This is a genomic window from Microbacterium sp. AC035 (assembly GCF_979258485.1).
Map to the genome: position 1 here is coordinate 3,591,094 of NZ_OZ409858.1, position 17,608 is coordinate 3,608,701.

The 17,608-nt window shown below is 69.6% G+C and carries 14 protein-coding genes; 5 read left to right on the plus strand and 9 right to left on the minus strand.

What is annotated here, in order from left to right:
* Positions 1-52: 52 nt before the first annotated feature.
* From ACZ0AA_RS17240 to ACZ0AA_RS17250, 3 genes are read left to right on the plus strand one after another with little or no spacing between them, the layout of a single operon-like run.
* A complete protein-coding gene (locus ACZ0AA_RS17240; protein WP_400862159.1) occupies positions 53-805 on the plus strand; it encodes an AAA family ATPase in 753 nt (250 codons plus the stop codon).
* Positions 806-842: 37 nt separating this feature from the next.
* Positions 843-1,619: an ABC transporter ATP-binding protein gene (locus ACZ0AA_RS17245; RefSeq protein WP_400862157.1), complete on the plus strand. Its 777-nt coding sequence runs from the start codon at positions 843-845 to the stop codon at positions 1,617-1,619.
* Positions 1,616-2,350, plus strand: coding sequence for an ABC transporter permease (locus tag ACZ0AA_RS17250; RefSeq protein ID WP_400862155.1), 735 nt, complete (start codon positions 1,616-1,618; stop codon positions 2,348-2,350). The genes ACZ0AA_RS17245 and ACZ0AA_RS17250 overlap by 4 nt, the downstream gene beginning before the upstream one ends.
* A gap of 21 nt (positions 2,351-2,371) precedes the next feature.
* Here ACZ0AA_RS17250 and hrpB read toward each other — a convergent pair whose 3' ends face one another.
* The 9 genes from hrpB to ACZ0AA_RS17295 all read right to left on the minus strand — a co-directional run bounded on the left by hrpB (position 2,372) and on the right by ACZ0AA_RS17295 (position 15,543).
* The gene (gene hrpB / locus ACZ0AA_RS17255; protein ID WP_463513676.1) at positions 2,372-4,924 is read right to left on the minus strand and encodes an ATP-dependent helicase HrpB; all 2,553 of its coding nucleotides are present in this window, start codon (positions 4,922-4,924) and stop codon (positions 2,372-2,374) included.
* A 183-nt stretch (positions 4,925-5,107) separates the two neighbouring features.
* On the minus strand, positions 5,108-6,712 hold the full coding sequence (locus ACZ0AA_RS17260) for an SPFH domain-containing protein (RefSeq protein ID WP_463513677.1): 1,605 nt from the start codon (positions 6,710-6,712) through the stop codon (positions 5,108-5,110).
* Positions 6,713-6,970: 258 nt separating this feature from the next.
* Complete coding sequence (locus ACZ0AA_RS17265; RefSeq protein ID WP_400862149.1) at positions 6,971-7,399, minus strand: MarR family winged helix-turn-helix transcriptional regulator; 429 nt, start codon at positions 7,397-7,399, stop codon at positions 6,971-6,973.
* A gap of 226 nt (positions 7,400-7,625) precedes the next feature.
* A complete protein-coding gene (locus ACZ0AA_RS17270) occupies positions 7,626-9,791 on the minus strand; it encodes a heavy metal translocating P-type ATPase (protein WP_463513678.1) in 2,166 nt (721 codons plus the stop codon).
* Positions 9,792-9,844: 53 nt separating this feature from the next.
* A complete protein-coding gene (locus ACZ0AA_RS17275; protein ID WP_463513679.1) occupies positions 9,845-12,106 on the minus strand; it encodes a heavy metal translocating P-type ATPase in 2,262 nt (753 codons plus the stop codon).
* Between the two features lie 36 nt (positions 12,107-12,142).
* Positions 12,143-13,099 carry a heavy-metal-associated domain-containing protein gene (locus ACZ0AA_RS17280; RefSeq protein ID WP_463513680.1) on the minus strand — a complete coding sequence of 319 codons (957 nt, stop codon included), beginning with the start codon at positions 13,097-13,099 and terminating at the stop codon, positions 12,143-12,145.
* Positions 13,099-13,308, minus strand: coding sequence for a heavy-metal-associated domain-containing protein (locus ACZ0AA_RS17285; RefSeq protein WP_400864677.1), 210 nt, complete (start codon positions 13,306-13,308; stop codon positions 13,099-13,101). The genes ACZ0AA_RS17280 and ACZ0AA_RS17285 overlap by 1 nt, the downstream gene beginning before the upstream one ends.
* Before the next feature lie 275 nt (positions 13,309-13,583).
* Positions 13,584-14,261, minus strand: a complete 678-nt coding sequence (locus ACZ0AA_RS17290) for a LuxR C-terminal-related transcriptional regulator (RefSeq protein ID WP_400862143.1) — start codon at positions 14,259-14,261, stop codon at positions 13,584-13,586.
* On the minus strand, positions 14,236-15,543 hold the full coding sequence (locus ACZ0AA_RS17295) for an ATP-binding protein (protein WP_463513681.1): 1,308 nt from the start codon (positions 15,541-15,543) through the stop codon (positions 14,236-14,238). The genes ACZ0AA_RS17290 and ACZ0AA_RS17295 overlap by 26 nt, the downstream gene beginning before the upstream one ends.
* A 114-nt stretch (positions 15,544-15,657) precedes the next feature.
* Here ACZ0AA_RS17295 and ACZ0AA_RS17300 point away from each other — a divergent pair, with 114 nt between their 5' ends.
* Both ACZ0AA_RS17300 and ACZ0AA_RS17305 read left to right on the plus strand, forming a co-directional pair.
* Positions 15,658-17,217, plus strand: coding sequence for a PspC domain-containing protein (locus ACZ0AA_RS17300; RefSeq protein WP_463513682.1), 1,560 nt, complete (start codon positions 15,658-15,660; stop codon positions 17,215-17,217).
* Positions 17,214-17,582 carry a hypothetical protein gene (locus ACZ0AA_RS17305; RefSeq protein WP_463513683.1) on the plus strand — a complete coding sequence of 123 codons (369 nt, stop codon included), beginning with the start codon at positions 17,214-17,216 and terminating at the stop codon, positions 17,580-17,582. Before ACZ0AA_RS17300 ends, ACZ0AA_RS17305 begins: the two co-directional genes overlap by 4 nt.
* Positions 17,583-17,608: the final 26 nt, after the last annotated feature.

Here is a 17,608-nt window from a genome sequence, read left to right on the forward strand (position 1 = left end):
TCCCGACGATCGCGTCGGTGGCTGCGGCTAGCCTCCTTCGGAGGAGGAACGCATGGAATCGATCTGGACCCCCGGCAGCCGTCGTCGACGAGAGCAGCCGGTCGTCGCCGTGCGAGCGAGCGATGACGCCCCCGAGCCCGGGCGGGTCTGGCCGACGAGCATCCCCGCAGTGGCCCAGGTGCTGAAAGAGGGGATCGACCTCTCGCCCGGGGTGACGTTCCTCGTCGGTGAGAACGGCAGCGGCAAGTCCACGATCGTCGAGGGGATCGCGATCGCCTACGGCCTCTCGCCCGAAGGAGGTTCGAAGTTCGCCAGACACAGCACCCGGCCCACAGAATCGCCGCTGTCGGAATGGCTGCGGCTGCAACGAGGCGTCGGCGCGAACCGCTGGGGATTCTTCCTGCGGGCCGAGACGATGCACTCGTTCTACACCTACCTCGAAGAGAACCCCTCGCCGCGGGGCGATGTGCCGTTCCACGAGATGAGTCACGGCGAGTCGTTCCTCGCGCTCCTCGAGAGCCGCTTCGACGAGCCCGGGTTCTATTGTCTCGACGAGCCCGAAGCAGCACTGTCGTTCCAGTCGACACTCATCCTCATCGCCGTGCTGCAGCGCATCGTCGACGACGGCGGCCAGGTGCTGTGCGCCACGCACTCGCCCGTGCTCGCCGCGCTGCCGGGCGCCCGGATCCTCGAGGTGGGCGACTGGGGCATCCGTCCTGCCGAGTGGAACGACCTCGAGCTCGTGAATCACTGGCGCTCGTTCCTGCAGGACCCGCCGCGGTACCTGCGGCATCTGCTCGACTAGGGGTCGCCGAGGCGGCTGCGCGGGCAGATAATCAAGCATGACGAACGGTCCGGCGGTCGAGATCACGGGGCTCCGTGTGCGCAGAGGCACGACGGAGGTCTTCGACGGGATCGATCTGACGATCCCGCAGGGCGAGATCACCGGACTCCTGGGCCCATCCGGATGCGGCAAGACGACGCTGATGCGCTCGATCGTGGGGGTGCAGCGCATCGCCGACGGCACGGTGACGGTGCTCGGCGAGCCGGGCGGATCGGCGCAGCTGCGCCACCGGGTGGCATACGGCACCCAGGGTGCTGCCGTCTACGGCGACCTGACCGTCCGTCAGAACCTCTCGTACCTGGCGGCCGTGTTGAAGGCGCCGAAGGGCGATGTCGATCGGGTGATCGCCGAGGTCGGTCTCGAGGCGCAGGCGGGCCAGCTCGTCGAATCGCTCAGCGGCGGCCAGACCACGCGCATCTCGCTGGCCATGGCGCTCATCGGCTCTCCTGAGCTCATCGTGCTCGACGAGCCGACCGTCGGCCTCGACCCGGTGCTGCGCGTCGAGCTGTGGGAGCTGTTCCGCGGGCTCGCGCACCGCGGAGTGACGATGATCGTCTCCAGTCATGTGATGGATGAGGCACTGAGATGCGACCGGCTCGTGCTGATGCGCAGCGGGCGGATCATCGCCGACACGACACCGGCGGCTCTGCTCGCCGACACCGACACGGACGACCCCGATGCGGCGTTCCTCGCTCTGATCCAACGCGACAGCCGCGAGCAGGAGGGCCGTACCCCGCCCGCCACACGACGTGCGCGAAGGGAGGCGGGGGAGTGAACGCCCGTCGGATTCTCGCCACCGCGGCTCGTGTGCTCGGCCAGCTGCGACACGACCCGCGGTCGATCGCACTCATGCTCGTCGCGCCGAGCCTGCTGGTCGGTCTGTTCGCGTGGCTGTTCAGTGATCAGGACGGGGTGTTCGACCAGTTCGGCGGCGCGATCCTCGCGCTGTTCCCGTTCATCGTGATGTTCCTGATCACCTCGATCACGACCTTGCGGGAGCGTCGTTCCGGGACCCTCGAGCGCCTCATGACCACTCCGCTCGGCAAGGCCGACTTCATTCTCGGGTATGCCCTGGCCTTCGGGCTCATGGCCCTGCTGCAGGCGGTGATCACCGTGTCGTTCGCCGTCGGTGTGTGCGGACTCGACGTCGAGGGCGAACTCTGGCAGCTCGGACTCGTCGCCGTGGTCGACGCGCTTCTCGGAACGGCACTCGGACTGCTCGCGAGCGCCTTCGCTCAGACCGAGTTCCAGGCCGTGCAGTTCATGCCGCTGATCGTGTTCCCGCAGATCATCCTCGGCGGGCTCTTCATGCCGCGCGATCAGATGCCCGATGTCCTGCATGCGATCTCGGACTGGCTGCCGCTGAGCTACGCGATCGACACGATCAATGCGGTGACGGCCGGCGACGAAGGATGGGACGTCTACGCACCGTTGCTCGTGGTCGTCGCGTTCGGCGTCGGCGCGCTCGTGCTCGCGTCGCTGACCCTGCGGCGGCGGACGCCCTGAGACCGCGGTCCGCGGCGCTGCTCAGCGTGCGGAGCGGTTCTTGGTGTGCTTCGTGGGCACGGCGGCCCAGGGATCCTCCGGCCACGGATGCCGCGGGTAGCGGCCCCGCATCTCTGCGCGCACCTGACTGTAGGGGCCCGACCAGAACGAGCCGAGGTCGTCGGTGACCGCGAGCGGACGCCCCGCGGGCGACAGCAGATGGAACAGCACCGGCACCCGCCCGTCGACCAGCCGCGGGGTCTCTGCCCAGCCGAAGCACTCCTGCAGCTTCACGGCCACGACAGGCCGCGCGGTGGCGTCGTCGACCGTGGGGTAGTCGAGGCGGACTCGCGAGCCGCTGGGCACCTCGAGACGCTCGGGGGCGAGCTCGTCGAGGCGCGCGGCCTCGGGCCAGGGGAGCAGGCGGCGCAGCGCCGACGACAGCGAGACTCGTCCGGCAGGCGTGCCACCGGCGAGAGCATCGAGCTCGGGTGCGAGCCAGTCGTCGAGAGCGTCGAGCAGTCCGGCATCCGACACGTCTGGCCAGGGCGCGCCGAGCTCCCGTCGCAGCAGGCCCAGTCGGCGGCGCAGAGCGGCAGCGGTGTCAGACCAGGTGAGCATGTCGAGACCCTCACGCCGGATCGCGCGGCGCACGGCATCGCGCCCCTCGTGAGCGGACGCCCGCACCGGCGAGGACGACCGAAGGATCGCGCCGACGCGACGTTCTCGGCGCGCCTGGACTCGGCCCGCCGTGAACTCCGCCTCGACACGGTCGGTCATCAGATGATTCGCTGCGCGCTCCATCTGCGCCTCGGTGAGCACGGCCGCCGATCGGATGATCGCGCCCGAGCCGGCAGCCGCCCGTGCGGAGGCGCGGGCGACGTCGGCGACCGCGAGCCACTCGACGGCCCCGAGCGGACCACGCACCCCCGCCCGGGTGCCGGATGCCAGCAGGAATGTCGCGCCTTCGGCGGTGCGCTCGACGCGATGGGCGATCCGCTCGGGGAAGGCGAGCGCGATCACGAGTCCGACGCCGTCGAGATCCGATCGCACGCCCGGTGTCGGGCGAACCATGCGCTCGAGGCGATCGGCGTCGTCGCGCCACCGGCGCGCATCGGCCGTTCGTCCGCCTCGCAGGGCGATGAGTGCCTGCGCGACGTCGGCCTCCGCGACGCGCACGTCACCGCCGAGGACGGCGACGACCTCGGCGGCGAGTCGGCTGCCGACGACCGGACTGCCGTCGCGGAGAGCGCGCGCGAGGCGAGGGTCGGCAGGAATCCGAGCGAGGGCGCGACCCTCGGCGGTCGCGCGACCCTCGTCGTCGAGCGCGCCGAGACCACGGAGCACCGAGGTGGCATCAGCCAGGCTGTCTGCGGGCAGCGGGTCGATCATGCGCAGACCTGCACCGCCAGGAGCGCCCCAGCAGGCGAGGAGCAGGGCGGCGTCCGCGAGATCGGTCACCGCGATCTCGGGTGAGGGACGGGCGGGAGCAGCTGCATAGGAACGCTCGTCGACGCAGCGGATGACGGTGCCGGGGCCTTGGCGCGTGGCTCTGCCGGCGCGCTGCACGCATGACGAACGCGAGGCGGCGGTCGTGACCAGGCCCGTCATGCCGCGGGTGGCATCGCGCTGCGGATGCCGCGAGAGACAGCTGTCGACCACGAGGCGCACACCCGGCACGGTGAGCGAGGACTCCGCAAGCGATGTCGTGACGATGATCCGCGGTGGGGCTGCAGACGAGCGGCCACGGATCACCGCATCCTGTTCGGCCGCGGGGATCTGGCCGTGCAGCTCTCGCACGTCGAACGCATCACTCGCGTCGCGGATGCGGCGGGCGATCTCCGACACCTCACGCGCGCCCGGTGCGAACACCAGCACGTCGGCGCCGGGGGTCTCGCGGATCAGATCACGGGCAGCCGATGCGGCGGTGCGGGCGACGTGCTCGAGGAACCCTCTGGTGACTCCGCGCTCGTCGAGCCTCGGCGTCGGGCTCGGAACCCAGCGCTCGACGAGCGGGAAGGCCGGAACGTCGTGGTCGATGATCGGCGCGGGAAGAGCATCCGTCCCGAGCACCGCGGCGATGCGCGCTGCATCGAGCGTGGCCGACATGGCGATGACCACGAGGTCGTCCCGCAACTCGCGCACCTCGGAGAGCAGGCCGATCAGCAGATCGGTCTCGAGCGCGCGCTCATGCACCTCGTCGATGATCACGGCCTCCACGCCGTCGAGTCCTGGGTCGTCGATCATGCGCCGCAGCAGCACTCCCGCGGTGACGAACTCGACTCGGGTCTGCGGTCCCGCCGAGCGCTCGCCGCGCACGGTGAAGCCCACGCGGGTGCCCAGCGGCGAGCCGTCGAGCTGTGCGAGGCGACGGGCGGCCGCGCGGGCGGCGACGCGACGAGGCTGGGTGACGATCACCCGCCCGGTCGACCGCGATGCGAGCAGCGGTGGCACGAGCGTGGTCTTGCCCGTGCCGGGAGGTGCGCTCACGACCACCGAACTGCTCGTGTCCAGCGCCGCCGAGAGCTCGTCGAGGGCGCCCGCGAACGAGAGCCCCGCGCCGATGGCGGCGAGGTCGAAGGCGGCGGTCGGCATGCTTCCAGTCTGCCTGCTCTTCACAACTCCGGAGATCCGCGCCCCAGCGGAATGAATCGGGCTCTTCGGCCGCTGACGGCGCCGGATCTCCGGAGTGATGGCACCGACCGCCGGCATCCGACACACAGAAAGCGGATGCCGCGACCGATCCGGCCGCGGCATCCGCTGTGTCGTGTGAGCTGACTACTCCGCTGCGGAAGCCGGCGCTGCGGGCGGCGGCGGAGTGGTCGGGGTCGACTGGCGCGTCGCCGGAGCAGGCTGAGCCGATGCTGCGGCCACGCCTTCACCGATGCCACGGCCCACGGCCTGCCCCTGGATGATCGAGGCCAGGTCGAGTCCGGTCGCCGCGCTGACGCTGTCGAACACCGACTTCAACGCCTTCGCGCTGTCGGCGCCGACGACGCTGGATGCGCCGTCTTCGCCCGAACCGCCGATGATCGAGACGTTGCCGATCGCGGCGTAGCCCTTCGAGAACTCGGCCATGATCGACGGCAGGGTGTCGAGCACCCGCTGCGACAGGAACGCGTCCTGGTTCGACGCGATGGCCTTCGCCTCTGCCTCGACGGCGGCGGCTCGCGCCTCACCCTCGGCGCGGATGGCGTCTGCCTCGGCGTTCGCACGCAGGCGGCGTGCCTCGGACTCGGCCTCTGCTTGCGCACGCAGTGCGTCGGCCTCACCGGTCGCACGGGCGATGGCGGCTGCGGCCTCACCGTCGGCCTTGGCGTGGTCGGCCTGCGCCTGTTGCTCGGCGATGCGGGTGCGGGCCTCAGCCTGCTTGACCTGCTCGATCGCGCCTGCCTCTGCCGCACGCTCACGCGTGTAGAGCTCGGCCTGCGCGCGGGTCTCGGCCTCGTACCGCTGCGCGTCGGCGACGCGCTTGACGTCGGCATCGAGCTGCGCCTGCTTGTTCTCCGCCTGCTGCTGCAGCACGGCCTGCTGGGCCTGCTCACGGGCGAGGTTCTCGGCCTGCTCCGCCTCGGCGCGCGCGCGGCCGATGCCGGCGTTCGCGTTGGCGGTGTTCGTGTCGAGGGCCGTCTGCTCGACCAGGTTGGCTTCCTGGTTCGCGATGTTCTTCTGGTTGATCGCACGGTCGGCGTTGGTCTGCGAGATCTCGGCGGACTGACGCTTCGCCTGGATCTCGGGAGCACCGAGCGACTGGATGTAGCCCACCTTGTCGGTGATGCCCTTGATCTGGAACGAATCGAGGATCAGACCCTGCTCGGCGAGCTCCTGAGAGACGTCGGCGGCGATCTGGTCGGAGAACTTCTTGCGCTCGCGCATCAGCTCGACGACCGAGAGGGTCGCGACGATTCCACGGAGCGCACCTTCGAGCTGCTCGGTGGTGAACTGCTCGATCGCCTTGTCCTGAGAGGCGAATCGCTCCGCGGCGCGGCGCACGAGGATCGGGTCGGAGCCGATCTTCACGATGGCGACACCGTCGACGTTGAGCGTGACGCTGTCGAGCGACTGGGCTTCGGCGTTCAGTGAGACCTGGCGCGAGCGCAGCGAGATGATCTCGTGGCGCTGGGTGATCGGGTTGACCAGGGACTTGCCGTTCACGATGACCGTGACGGGCGACTCCGACATCTCGTCCCGCGACGTGCCGTCTGCAGCGATGACGGCGCGTTGCACCTTCTGCTTGCGCCCTGAGATGACGAGCGCCTCATCGGCGCGCGCGACCTTGATCCAGCTGCGTGCGAACAGCAGCAGGATGAGCAGGACGACGATAGCGATCGCTATGCCGATCCCGACGATGATGAGGATGCCTACGACTCCGGCGATCTCCATGAATGACCTCCCTGGTTCCCCCCGAGGGGGCGGTCTCGGATGCCGGCGCGGCCGCGCGGGCGTTCACGCTCCACCCTGCCAGAAATCACGGGATGCCGTCGTGGGCGCGGACAACTCGGGAATGCGTCGCGTCGGGAGTGCGTCGCGTCGGGAGCGTGCCGCGTCGGGAGGAGAAGTGCGCGTCGGGAGGAGTCTGCAGCCCTGATTCTCCTCCCGTCGGGGAGAACTCCTCCCGTCAGGTCGGACCCGACGAACCGGTCAGTGGCCGCGGAGCTTCTCCGCCAGGTCGCGCAGCGTCCTCAGCTCGGCGTCGTCGAGACGCGACATCCGCTCGGCGATCGACCGTCCGTGCACCGTGGCGACGTTTCGGAACTGACGGACGCCGGCATCCGTGGCCCTGATCAGCGCACCGCGCCCGTCGTCGGGGTCTGGGCACTTCGAGACCAGTCCGCGGGCGACCATGCGGTCGACGAGACGAGAGACGCTCGGCTGGCTGATCAGCATGTTCGCGGTGACATCGCGCAGACGCGCTGACATTCCGGCCGCGCGCGTGACGGTGAGCAGGACGTCGTACTCCGCCTGCCCGAGGTCGGTGTGATCGAAGTCGGCGTTCATCTCGGTGAACAGCTCGTGCTGAGCGCGGAACAGGCTCTCCCATGCCTCAACGGCGAGCTTGCGATCGGTCATGGTGAACAGCGTAGTGCGAACAGTAAAGGGCCGGTCGGAGAGGCTCCCGACCGGCCCTTGTCCCTTGCACCAAGAGTGTCCTGCAATCACATGCGGTGTATGCCACAGCAAACATTCACCGTGCGATCACTCTATAACGGCGAGATAACGAATGCAACGGTTTGGTCACGGAATCTTCGAGAGGTGTGCGGGCGCCGCGCGCCGCGCGGTCCGCGGCACGCGGTGGTCAGCGGTCCAGAACGGCCCGCGTGCTCGCTTCGGGGGTGAGGTCGATGCGGCGCAGCAGCTGCGCGTTGAGGGCGACGACGACGGTCGACAGGGACATCAGGATGGCTCCGACCGACATGGGCAGCACGAATCCGACGGGTGCCAGAATGCCGGCGGCGAGCGGCACAGAGAGCAGGTTGTATCCGGCGGCCCACCAGAGGTTCTGCTTCATCTTGCGGTATGCGGCACGGGAGAGCTCGATCACGGAGATCACCGACCGGGGGTCGGAGCTGGCGAGGATCACGCCGGCCGAGGCGATGGCGACGTCGGTGCCGGCGCCGATCGCGATGCCGACGTCGGCCTGCGCGAGAGCGGGCGCGTCGTTCACGCCGTCGCCGACCATCGCGACCTTCCTGCCCTCGGCCTGCAGCTCCTTCACCTTCGCCGACTTGTCTTCGGGGCGCACGCCCGCGAACACCCGGTCGATGCCGAGTTCCGCGGCCACCGCCTCCGCGACAGCCTGCGCGTCTCCGGTGATCATGACCACCTCGACGCCGAGGCGATGCAGTGCGTCGACGGCCTGCTGGGACTCCGGGCGCACCTCGTCAGCGAGCTTCACACCGCCGATCACCTGCCCATCGACGACGACGTGGAGGATGATCGCCCCTTCGCCTCGCCAATCGTCTGCGGCGGCGATCTCCTGACCGCCCACCTCGTCGAGGAGCTTCGGACCCCCGACGCGGACCTCGTGGCCGTCGACGAACGCCGTCACACCCACTGCGGGGGACGACGTGAATCCGGAGGCCTTCGCCAGCGTGAGGCCCCTGTCCTGGGCGGCACGGACGATGGCGCGGGCCAGGGGGTGCTCGCTGTCGCCCTCGGCGGAGGCTGCGAGGACGAGCAACCGGTCCCCGTCGAGGTCGCCGGTCGGCTCGATGAGGGTGACCGTGGGTGCGCCTTTCGTCAGGGTGCCCGTCTTGTCGAACAGGACGGCGTCGACTGTGCGCATGCTCTCGAGCGCGAGACGGTCCTTGACGAGCACACCTCCCCGGGCCGCACGTTCCGTGGCGATCGACACGACCAGCGGGATCGCCAGACCGAGCGCGTGGGGGCAGGCGATGACCAGCACGGTGATGCTCCGCACCACCGCCGCATCCGGATTCCCGACGACGGTCCAGACCACGGCGGTGAGGGCGGCGGAGATCAGGGCGAACCAGAACAGCGATGCTGCCGCCTTGTCGGCGATGCGCTGCGCCCGGGAGGACGAATTCTGGGCATCGGTGACCAGACGCTGGATGCCGGCGAGTGCGGTGTCATCGCCCGTGGCGGTGATCTCGACGCGGAGGCCGGAGTCGGTCGCGACGGTTCCGGCGGTCACCGTGTCACCGGTCTTCCGGGTGACCGGGCGCGATTCGCCGGTCACCATCGACTCGTCCATCGCCGCCGCCCCGTCGATGATGAGGCCATCGGCCGGCACGCCCCCACCGGGGCGGACGACGACGATGTCACCGACGGCGAGGTCGGCAGGTGCCACCTTGACGATCTCGTCGCCCTCGACCCGCTCTGCCTCATCGGGAAGGAGCGCGGCGAGGGAATCGAGCGCGGATGTCGTCTGCGCGAGGGAACGCATCTCGATCCAGTGACCGAGCAGCATGATGACGATCAGAAGCGCGAGCTCCCACCAGAACTCGAGCTCGTGATGCAGCAGACCGAGTGTCGCTCCCCACGAGGCGACGAACGCGACGGTGATCGCGAGGCCGATGAGCAGCATCATCCCCGGCGTGCGGGTCTTGAGCTCGCTGATCGCGCCGGTGAGGAACGGCCATCCGCCCCAGGCGTACATCACGGTGCCGAGGATCGGCGCGACGAAGCGCGCCCACCCGGGGACCTCGTATCCGAGGATCATCGCGAACATCGGTGAGAACACCACGACAGGCACCGCTATGACGAGGTTGATCCAGAACAGTCGGCGGAACTGGCCCACGTGATCACCATGGCCACTGTGTTGACCATGGCCACTGTGTTGACCATGGCCACTGTGATGACCATGGCCGCTGTGGCCTGTGTGCTCCACGTGATCGGGCTGCACGTGCTGCCCGTGGGCTGTTTCTGCACGACGACCGTACCCCTCGTGCGGGCTGGCGGCGGGGCGGGGTTCCTGGTGGTGCGCATGCGGATCGGTCATTGGTGTTCCTTCCACAGGAGGCGAGGACAGCGAAGAGCGGGGGCGGTCGTGCGCTATCTGGTGATGCTCGTGAAACCGCGCAGTCGGAGGCTGTTACCGACCACGAAGACGCTGGACAGGGCCATGGCGGCGCCGGCGAGCATCGGGTTGAGCAGTCCGAGGGCTGCCACGGGAATTGCCGCCACGTTGTAGGCGAAGGCCCAGAACAGGTTCGTCTTGATGGTGCTGAGCGTCTTGCGCGACAGGCGGATCGCGTCGACGGCGCTGCGCAGGTCGCCACGTACCAGCGTGATGTCCGACGCTTCGATCGCGACGTCCGTGCCGGTGCCCATCGCGAGGCCGAGGTCGGCCTGCGCAAGGGCGGGGGCGTCGTTCACGCCGTCGCCGACCATCGCGACGATCTTCCCCTCGGACTGCAGACGGGTGATCACGTCGACCTTGTCCTGGGGCAGCACCTCGGCGATGACCTCGTCGATGCCCACCTCCCGCGCGATGCGCCGCGCCACGGCCTCGTTGTCGCCGGTGAGGAGCACCGGCGTCAGTCCGATCGCTTTCAGCTCTGCGATGGCTTCGGCGCTCGTGGGCTTCACCGTGTCGGCGACGACGAGGATGCCGCGAGCCTGACCGTCCCACCCGACGGCGACGACGGTCTTGCCCTCGCCCTCCGCTCGAGCCTTCGCGGAAGCGACCTCGCTGCTGAGGGTCTGCGACCACTCCGCGAGGAGCGTCTCTCGTCCCACGATGACGGCGTGGCCCTCGACGACGCCCTGCACGCCCTTGCCCTCGATATTGATGAAGCCCTCCACCGGTGCGAGGTTCCCGGTCTCCTGGGTGGCGCCCTTGGCGATCGCCTGGGCGATGGGGTGCTCGGAGGCATCCTCGAGAGCCCCCGCGAGGCGCAGGAGCTCAGCACGGTCGTTGCCCGGCTCGAGCACGACGTCGACGAGGGTCATCTTTCCGCTGGTGACCGTCCCGGTCTTGTCGAGCACGACGGTGTCGACCTTGCGAGTGGATTCGAGCACCTCCGGGCCCTTGATGAGCACGCCCATCTGCGCACCGCGGCCGGTGCCCACGAGCAGAGCCGTCGGCGTCGCCAGGCCGAGGGCACACGGGCACGCGATGACCAGCACGGCGACGGCAGCGGTGAAGGCGGCGGCGACGGGGAACCCGGCACCGAGCCACCCGCCGAGGGTGATGACGGCGATGACGATCACCACGGGAACGAAGACACCGGAGATCCGGTCCGCAAGCCGTTGCACCTCGGCCTTGCCGGTCTGGGCGTCCTCGACGAGCTGCGCCATCTGCGCCAGTTGCGTGTCAGCGCCGATGCGCGTCGCCCGGATCACAAGACGTCCGCCGGCATTCACGGTCGCTCCGGTGACGGTGTCTCCCTCGGTGACTTCCACAGGTACGGACTCTCCGGTGAGCATGGAGGCGTCGACAGCGGAGGTGCCGGAGGTGACGATGCCGTCGGTAGCGATCTTCTCGCCAGGGCGGACGACGAACTCGTCGCCGACGGCGAGATCCTCGACGGGGATCTTCGTCTCGACGCCGTCGCGCAGCACCGCGACCTCTTTCGCGCCGAGTTCGAGCAGGGCGCGCAGAGCGGCGCCGGCCTGCCGCTTGGAGCGCTTCTCGAAGTACCGGCCGGCGAGGATGAACATCGTCACCCCGGCGCCGACCTCGAGGTAGATGTTCGCCGCGCCGTCTGAGGGCGCGAGCGTGAACTCGAACGGGTGCACCATCCCCGGGGTGCCGGCGGTTCCGAAGAACAGCGCATACAGCGACCACAGGAATGCCGCGCCGGTGCCCATCGAGATGAGCGTGTCCATCGTGGCCGTGCCGTGGCGGAGGTTGGTCCAGGCGGCACGGTGGAACGGCAGCGCACCCCAGATGATCACGGGGGCGGCCAGGGCCAGGGACGCCCACTGCCAGTAGGTGAACTGCAGCGCGGGCACCATGGCCATGGCGATGACCGGGACGGTCAGGATCACCGAGGTGATCAGGCGGATGCGGAGCGACCGGAGTTCCGGATCGCTGTCGTCCCCCTCCACCTGGGCGGGGTTCTTCGTGTGCTTCGGGGCAGGCACTGCTGCGGAGTATCCGGTCTTCTCGACCTCGGCGATCAGAGCGGCCGCGTCGTAGCCATCGGGGACGGTGACCTTGGCCTTCTCGGTGGCGTAGTTCACGGTGGCTGTGACGCCGTCGAGCTTGTTCAGCTTCCTCTCGATCCGCATCGCGCAGGATGCGCAGGTCATGCCGCCGATCTCCAGTTCGATTCCGGTGGCCCCGCTCGCGGGTGCTGAGGTGCTCATGAGATCTCCTTCGTATGGGTGGGCGCTGACCGCAGGTCAGTGCCCGTCCGAATGCGTCTGGTCGCCGGAGTCGTCGGAATCCTCGACGTCGCCACCGTGCGCGGCGTCGACGACGAACTCGGCCGTGTGGACCGTGCCGTCGACCTGGAAGTCGAAGTACAGGAGGTAACGGCCGTCGGTCGGCACCTCCGCGCTGAACCCGATCGTGGGTCCGGCCGTGTCGCCTGCCTGGGGTTCGTCGCCCTCGGCGTGCACGTGCAGGTAGGCGAGGTCGCCTTCGCGGAGTGCGACGAGGTGGCCGAAAGCTCCGAGGTACGGCTCGAGAGCGGTGACCGACTCGCCGTCGCGGGAGACCGTGACGGCGAGCTCGCTCGTCGAGCCGGCAGCCACGTCGCCCTCCAGCGACACGGTGAAGCCGTCGACCTCATCCACCCTGCTCGCCTCGGTGGGCGCCGACGTGAACTGACCGTCGACGTGGAGCAGCTGCGTGAGGGTGACGCCGGACGCGTCCTCGCCTGCAGGGGTGAAGTCTGCGAACGCACGGTACGTGCCCGCCTCGTCCCAGCGCCACGGGATCGACCAGGTGCCAGCGGCATCCATCGTGGGATGGACGTGCTGGAACCGGGAGCCGTCGCTGCGCACGACGATCAGGTGCAGCTCCTTGTCGTGCTCCTCGGCGAAGTCGGTCACGGCGGTTCCATCGGCGTGCTCGACGTGGAAACTCAGGGTGCCGTCTTCACCGATGACGCGCGGTGCGGCCACCGGCGAGAGGACCAGATCGGCGTCGGAGAGCGAAAGTCCCGTGAGCGCCTGTGCGGGGGCTGCGGTGGTGGATCCGGTGTGCTCACCGCCGTGCGACGGCCGCGTGCTGCTCTGTTCGGTCCATCCGGCCACCAGGCTCTCTGGAACGATCAGGCCGGAGAGGCCGAAGGCGGCGCCGAACGCCACCACCAGCCCTCCGGCGTACAGCCCCAATCGCGTACCGGCGTTCATCAGATGCGCACCGCCGAGTAGCCGGCCTCCTCGACAGCGGCGAGGACCTGGGCGTCTTCGAGGTCACCGGTCGAGTTCACCACGAGCTTGCCGGTCTGCGCGCTGACCTGGATCTCCTGCACGCCGGCGATCTGCGCGACCTCCTCGCGGACTGACATCTCGCAGTGCCCGCACGTCATGCCGGTGACCTGGTACTCGTTGCTGTTCATGCTCATGCTGTTCTCCTCGGTTCGAATACCCCTAGGGGGTATAAGTAGTAACGTACCCGGGCGCACGCTATTCCCGCAACCCGGGGGAGGGCGTCGGTCACGCTCGGTCGCTGAGTCTGGCTCTCCGTAGCCCTCTCGGGGCGGGGAGCCACAGGCGACGTCACCATCCGGATCGTGATGACCAGGGGTACGAACAGGGCGAGGATCGCACACCGATGGAGGCGGCGGAGGGGCGCTGTGCGAGCGCGCCGCGCCGGACGACTCGACGCCGGACGTCAGAGCAGTCGGCGCTGCGAGGCCCAGACCGTGAGTTCGTGGCGCGAAGACAGCTGCAGCTTGCGCAGCACGGATGAGACGTGCGTCTCGACCGTCTTGATGGAGATGAACAGCTCCGCGGCCACCTCCTTGTAGGCGTATCCGCGGGCGATCAGCCTCATCACTTCCTGCTCGCGCGCCGAAAGCCGATCGAGTTCGTCCGTGGTCGTCGCGATCTCGCCTGCCACCGCGCCGAAAGCGTCGAGCACGAACCCGGCGAGCCGGGGCGAGAACACTGCGTCTCCGCCTGCGACGGCATGCACCGCTCGGCTGACCTCCCCGCCGGATGAGCCCTTCGTGATGTAGCCGCGCGCCCCGGCGCGGATCACCCGCACGACGTCCGCCGCGGCATCCGACACGCTCAGCGCCAGGAATCGGGCGGTCGTCGGCAGCGAGCCGCGGATCACCGATTCCCCGCCGGTGGAGTCGTCACCGCTGCCACCGGGAAGATGCACGTCGAGCAGCACGACGTCGGGCGCCGTGTCGCGGATCATGGCGATCGCCGACGGCACGTCGGCGGCCTCGCCGACCACCTCGACGCTCGCATCGAGATCGGCGCGGAGCCCCGAGCGGAAGATCGAATGGTCGTCGACGATCACGATTCGGATGCTGTCAGCCACGATCGTCCTCGCCGTCATCCGTGCGCGCCTGCGCATTGGGAACCTGCACAGTGGGAACCTGCGGGTTGGCCGCGCCTCGCGGCACGGTCGACAGCCGCAGATGCACCTCTGTGCCGGTGTCGTCGCTGCGAACGGTTCCCGAGCCCCCGGCTCTGCGCATCCGACCGATGATCGACTCCCGCACGCCCAGGCGGTCGCTCGGCACGTCGTCCAGCAGGAACCCGGGGCCGCGATCGCGCACGAACACGTCGACATCGGTCGCATTCCCCTCGATGTACACCGAGACCTCACCCGTCGCGTGTCTGGCTGCGTTCAGCATCGCCTCTCGCGCCGCTGCGGCGAGTTCGCCGCTCGCGCGCTCCGTGGAGAGGCCGGCCGAGACCACCTCGATGCGCACCGGGTAGTCGAGCTCGAGGCCTCCGGCGTAGTCACGCAGGTCGGTCGCCAGATCGCTGTCGGCCGGGGCGTCTCCGTCGTACAGCCAGGCTCGCAGCTCGCGCTCCTGGGCCCTGGCGAGCCGGGCCGCCTCGCTCGACGCTCCCGCCCTGTTCTGGATCAGCGCGAGGGTCTGCAGCACCGAGTCGTGCAGGTGCGCGGCCATCTCGCTGCGCTGCTCCTCGCGGATGCGCCGCACACGTTCACCCGCCAGGTCACGCCATCGCGGGATCAGGGTCGACAGCAGAACTGCGATGATCCCTGCGAGCGGGACGAGGACCAGTGCGACACCGGTGTCGCCGAGCGGTCGGGTCAGGAGCAGACCGAACAGCATCGCGAGGAGCGCGACCGAGAGGATCCTGACGAGCATCGTGTGTCGAGGGCCGCGCGCGGTGTCGGTGCGATCGATCAGGGTCGCCCACAGCCCGGCTCCGGTCGCGACTCCCGTGGTGCCGAACACGACCACGGCCGCCGCATCCGAGGGCACCGTGCCGGCGAGCCAGTCGCTGCCTCCCCGCCAGAAGAGCACGACGAGCATGCCGACCACGGCTGGAGCGAGCAGCATCCACGCCACCGGGACGCGTCGCGACGGGGTGCCTTCGTCGTCCGCCCAGGGCGTGAACGCCCAGCACCACGCATAGAGCAGGATGCCGGCCCCGCCGCACATCGTCAGCGCGATGAAGAGCGCGCGGATCATCCACACTCGAACGCCCAGGTGGCGGGCGAGACCGGCGCTGACGCCGGCGACCAGGCAGTCTCGGTCGCGCGTCAGCGCCGGACGCGGCTCGCGCCGGGGACCTTCTCCCGCTCGCGGCGATACGCCGGTGCGGGCGGGTCGCGCGGAGGCGGTCGCGGAAGAGGACATGTCGACATCCAATCATCCGTCGCGTGGATCCGGGGCCTCCCCGGGTGAGAACCAGGGGCAGCTCAGGGGTTCACCCCATGGCAGGGATCCGACCGGGAGAGACAGGATTGACCCATGACGATTCCGACTGCGCCACCGCCTCCCGTCGACCAGGCCGGCACGCCGAGCCCGGCCGTTCCGCACGGCGCCGAGCGCTTCCTCCTGTGGGTCGCCGGTCTCGGCGTCGCCCGCTCAGACGGATGGCTCGGCGGGGTCGCGTCCGGAATCGCCGCCCGACTGCGGATCGACCCGCTGATCGTGCGCGGCGTCCTCGTGGTCGCAGCGCTCTTCGGCCTGCCGGTGATCTTCCTCTACGCCCTGGCCTGGGCGCTGCTGCCGGATCTCGACGGCCGAGTCCACCTCCGTGACCTGCTCCAGCGCAACTACCAGCCCGTGCAGCTCGGCCTGCTGGGCATGGCCATCGTCGGGTTGATTCCGACGGCTCCGCTCACCGGACGCCTGTTCGGGTTCGGATACGAGAGCTGGTCGGCGCTGGCGGTGTTCAGCTGGGTCGTGGGGCTCGTCATCGTGGGTGGCCTGCTCTTCCTGATCGTGCGTGCTGCAAGCCGCACCCCGGGTGCTTCCGCGCCTGATCTGCGGGTGGGCCCCGCAGATCAGGCGGCCCCGGCGGCATCCGCTCCCCTCGGCGGTTCGGGTACCGCCGAGGGGACGGATGCCACACTCGCAGCCGCGTCCGAGGAGTACGCCGTCCCCGAGGCCGCCATCGCACCCGCCGCTTCCGCAGACGCGCCGCCCGCTCCGCCTGCGCCGCTGCCCTCCGGGGTGCAGGATCCGGCAGAGGTCGCCGCGTGGCGGATCCAGCATCGGGCGTGGAAGGAGCAGGACCAGGCGTGGCGTCGGCGTCAGCAGGACGCCGAACGCATGGCCCGCGACCAGGTCAGACGTGAGCGCCAGGCGGAAGCCGCGGTGTTCGCCGCCGAGGCCGCGGAGCGCCGTCGCATTCGCCGCGCCTCCCGCCCGCGTGCCGGCTTCGCGATCGTCGTCTCGGTCATCGGCCTCGCGATCGTGATCGGCGCGCTGGTCGGCTTGAGCAACGGGGGTGCTGCAGTGGGTGGCGCACTCGGCCTGCTGTCGGCCGCGCTGGTGCTCGCGATCGGGATGATCGTGGCCGGGGCCCTCCGTCGGCGCAGCGGCTTCCTCGCCTTCACGACCGTGCTGACGCTCGTCGCCGGACTGGTGGCCGGTGGGTTCTCGGCATTCCAGGGCGTGAGCGTCGGCTGGGCATCGATCTCGAACAACGAGGCGGCGCACGTGCGCCAGCCGTTCGGCGATCTCTACATCTCGCTCAACCGGCACGACGACGCTCCCCGGCCGATCGTCGTGGAGAAGGGCGCCGGCAGCACCTGGATCTCGGTCGACCCCGGTGTGCAGCTGCAACTGCGGGCGACAGTCGGAACCGCCGACGTGAGCTGGACGCGGGTCGATGCCGGCACCGGCGCGATCGTTGACAGCGGCACCTGGACGGCGACCGAACGCGGTGGCGAGTCGGTCGTGGCGGAGACGATCTCGGCCGAGAACGCGCCGACGACGACCGTGCAACGCGTGACCATCGATCAGAACAGCGGCGAGATCAACATCACCCTCATCGAGGCTGAGGAAGAGGACGAGCGATGACCACCCAGACGAGCACAGAAGCGGCGACCGCCGCATCCGTGAACCACACCGAATCCGTCGCGCCGCCGCGCACACGCTGGGCGGCCATCGTCTGGGGCCTCCTGTTCGCCGCAGTGGCGGTGACCTCGCTCTGGCTGATCGCCGACGATGACCGCCGGGCGGGCATCGCCGACTGGGCGCTCTCGCTCACGCCCGTCACAGTCAGCACCCTGATGATCCTGACCATAGGCGTGCTCGTGCTCGTCACCGGCGCATCCGCGTTGCTCCGCACGGTGCAGCGCCGCACGGTGCAGCGCCGCACGGTGCAGCGCCGCACGTCCGCCGGCACTCTGCGGCATCCGGCCGACGACGTCTCGGGCGAGTAGTCGAGAAAGCGCTGACGGTGGGCGCG

What these genes read in the sequence shown, in the direction of transcription:
- ACZ0AA_RS17290 (WP_400862143.1), bottom strand. Translation starts at nt 14,261, where the DNA reads ATGACGGCGAGGACGATCGTGGCTGACAGCATCCGAATCGTGATCGTC.
- ACZ0AA_RS17245 (WP_400862157.1), top strand. Translation starts at nt 843, where the DNA reads ATGACGAACGGTCCGGCGGTCGAGATCACGGGGCTCCGTGTGCGCAGA.
- ACZ0AA_RS17265 (WP_400862149.1), bottom strand. Translation starts at nt 7,399, where the DNA reads ATGACCGATCGCAAGCTCGCCGTTGAGGCATGGGAGAGCCTGTTCCGC.
- hrpB (WP_463513676.1), bottom strand. Translation starts at nt 4,924, where the DNA reads ATGCCGACCGCCGCCTTCGACCTCGCCGCCATCGGCGCGGGGCTCTCG.
- ACZ0AA_RS17305 (WP_463513683.1), top strand. Translation starts at nt 17,214, where the DNA reads ATGACCACCCAGACGAGCACAGAAGCGGCGACCGCCGCATCCGTGAAC.
- ACZ0AA_RS17295 (WP_463513681.1), bottom strand. Translation starts at nt 15,543, where the DNA reads ATGTCCTCTTCCGCGACCGCCTCCGCGCGACCCGCCCGCACCGGCGTA.
- ACZ0AA_RS17240 (WP_400862159.1), top strand. Translation starts at nt 53, where the DNA reads ATGGAATCGATCTGGACCCCCGGCAGCCGTCGTCGACGAGAGCAGCCG.
- ACZ0AA_RS17280 (WP_463513680.1), bottom strand. Translation starts at nt 13,099, where the DNA reads ATGAACGCCGGTACGCGATTGGGGCTGTACGCCGGAGGGCTGGTGGTG.
- ACZ0AA_RS17270 (WP_463513678.1), bottom strand. Translation starts at nt 9,791, where the DNA reads ATGACCGATCCGCATGCGCACCACCAGGAACCCCGCCCCGCCGCCAGC.
- ACZ0AA_RS17285 (WP_400864677.1), bottom strand. Translation starts at nt 13,308, where the DNA reads ATGAACAGCAACGAGTACCAGGTCACCGGCATGACGTGCGGGCACTGC.
- ACZ0AA_RS17260 (WP_463513677.1), bottom strand. Translation starts at nt 6,712, where the DNA reads ATGGAGATCGCCGGAGTCGTAGGCATCCTCATCATCGTCGGGATCGGC.
- ACZ0AA_RS17300 (WP_463513682.1), top strand. Translation starts at nt 15,658, where the DNA reads ATGACGATTCCGACTGCGCCACCGCCTCCCGTCGACCAGGCCGGCACG.
- ACZ0AA_RS17275 (WP_463513679.1), bottom strand. Translation starts at nt 12,106, where the DNA reads ATGAGCACCTCAGCACCCGCGAGCGGGGCCACCGGAATCGAACTGGAG.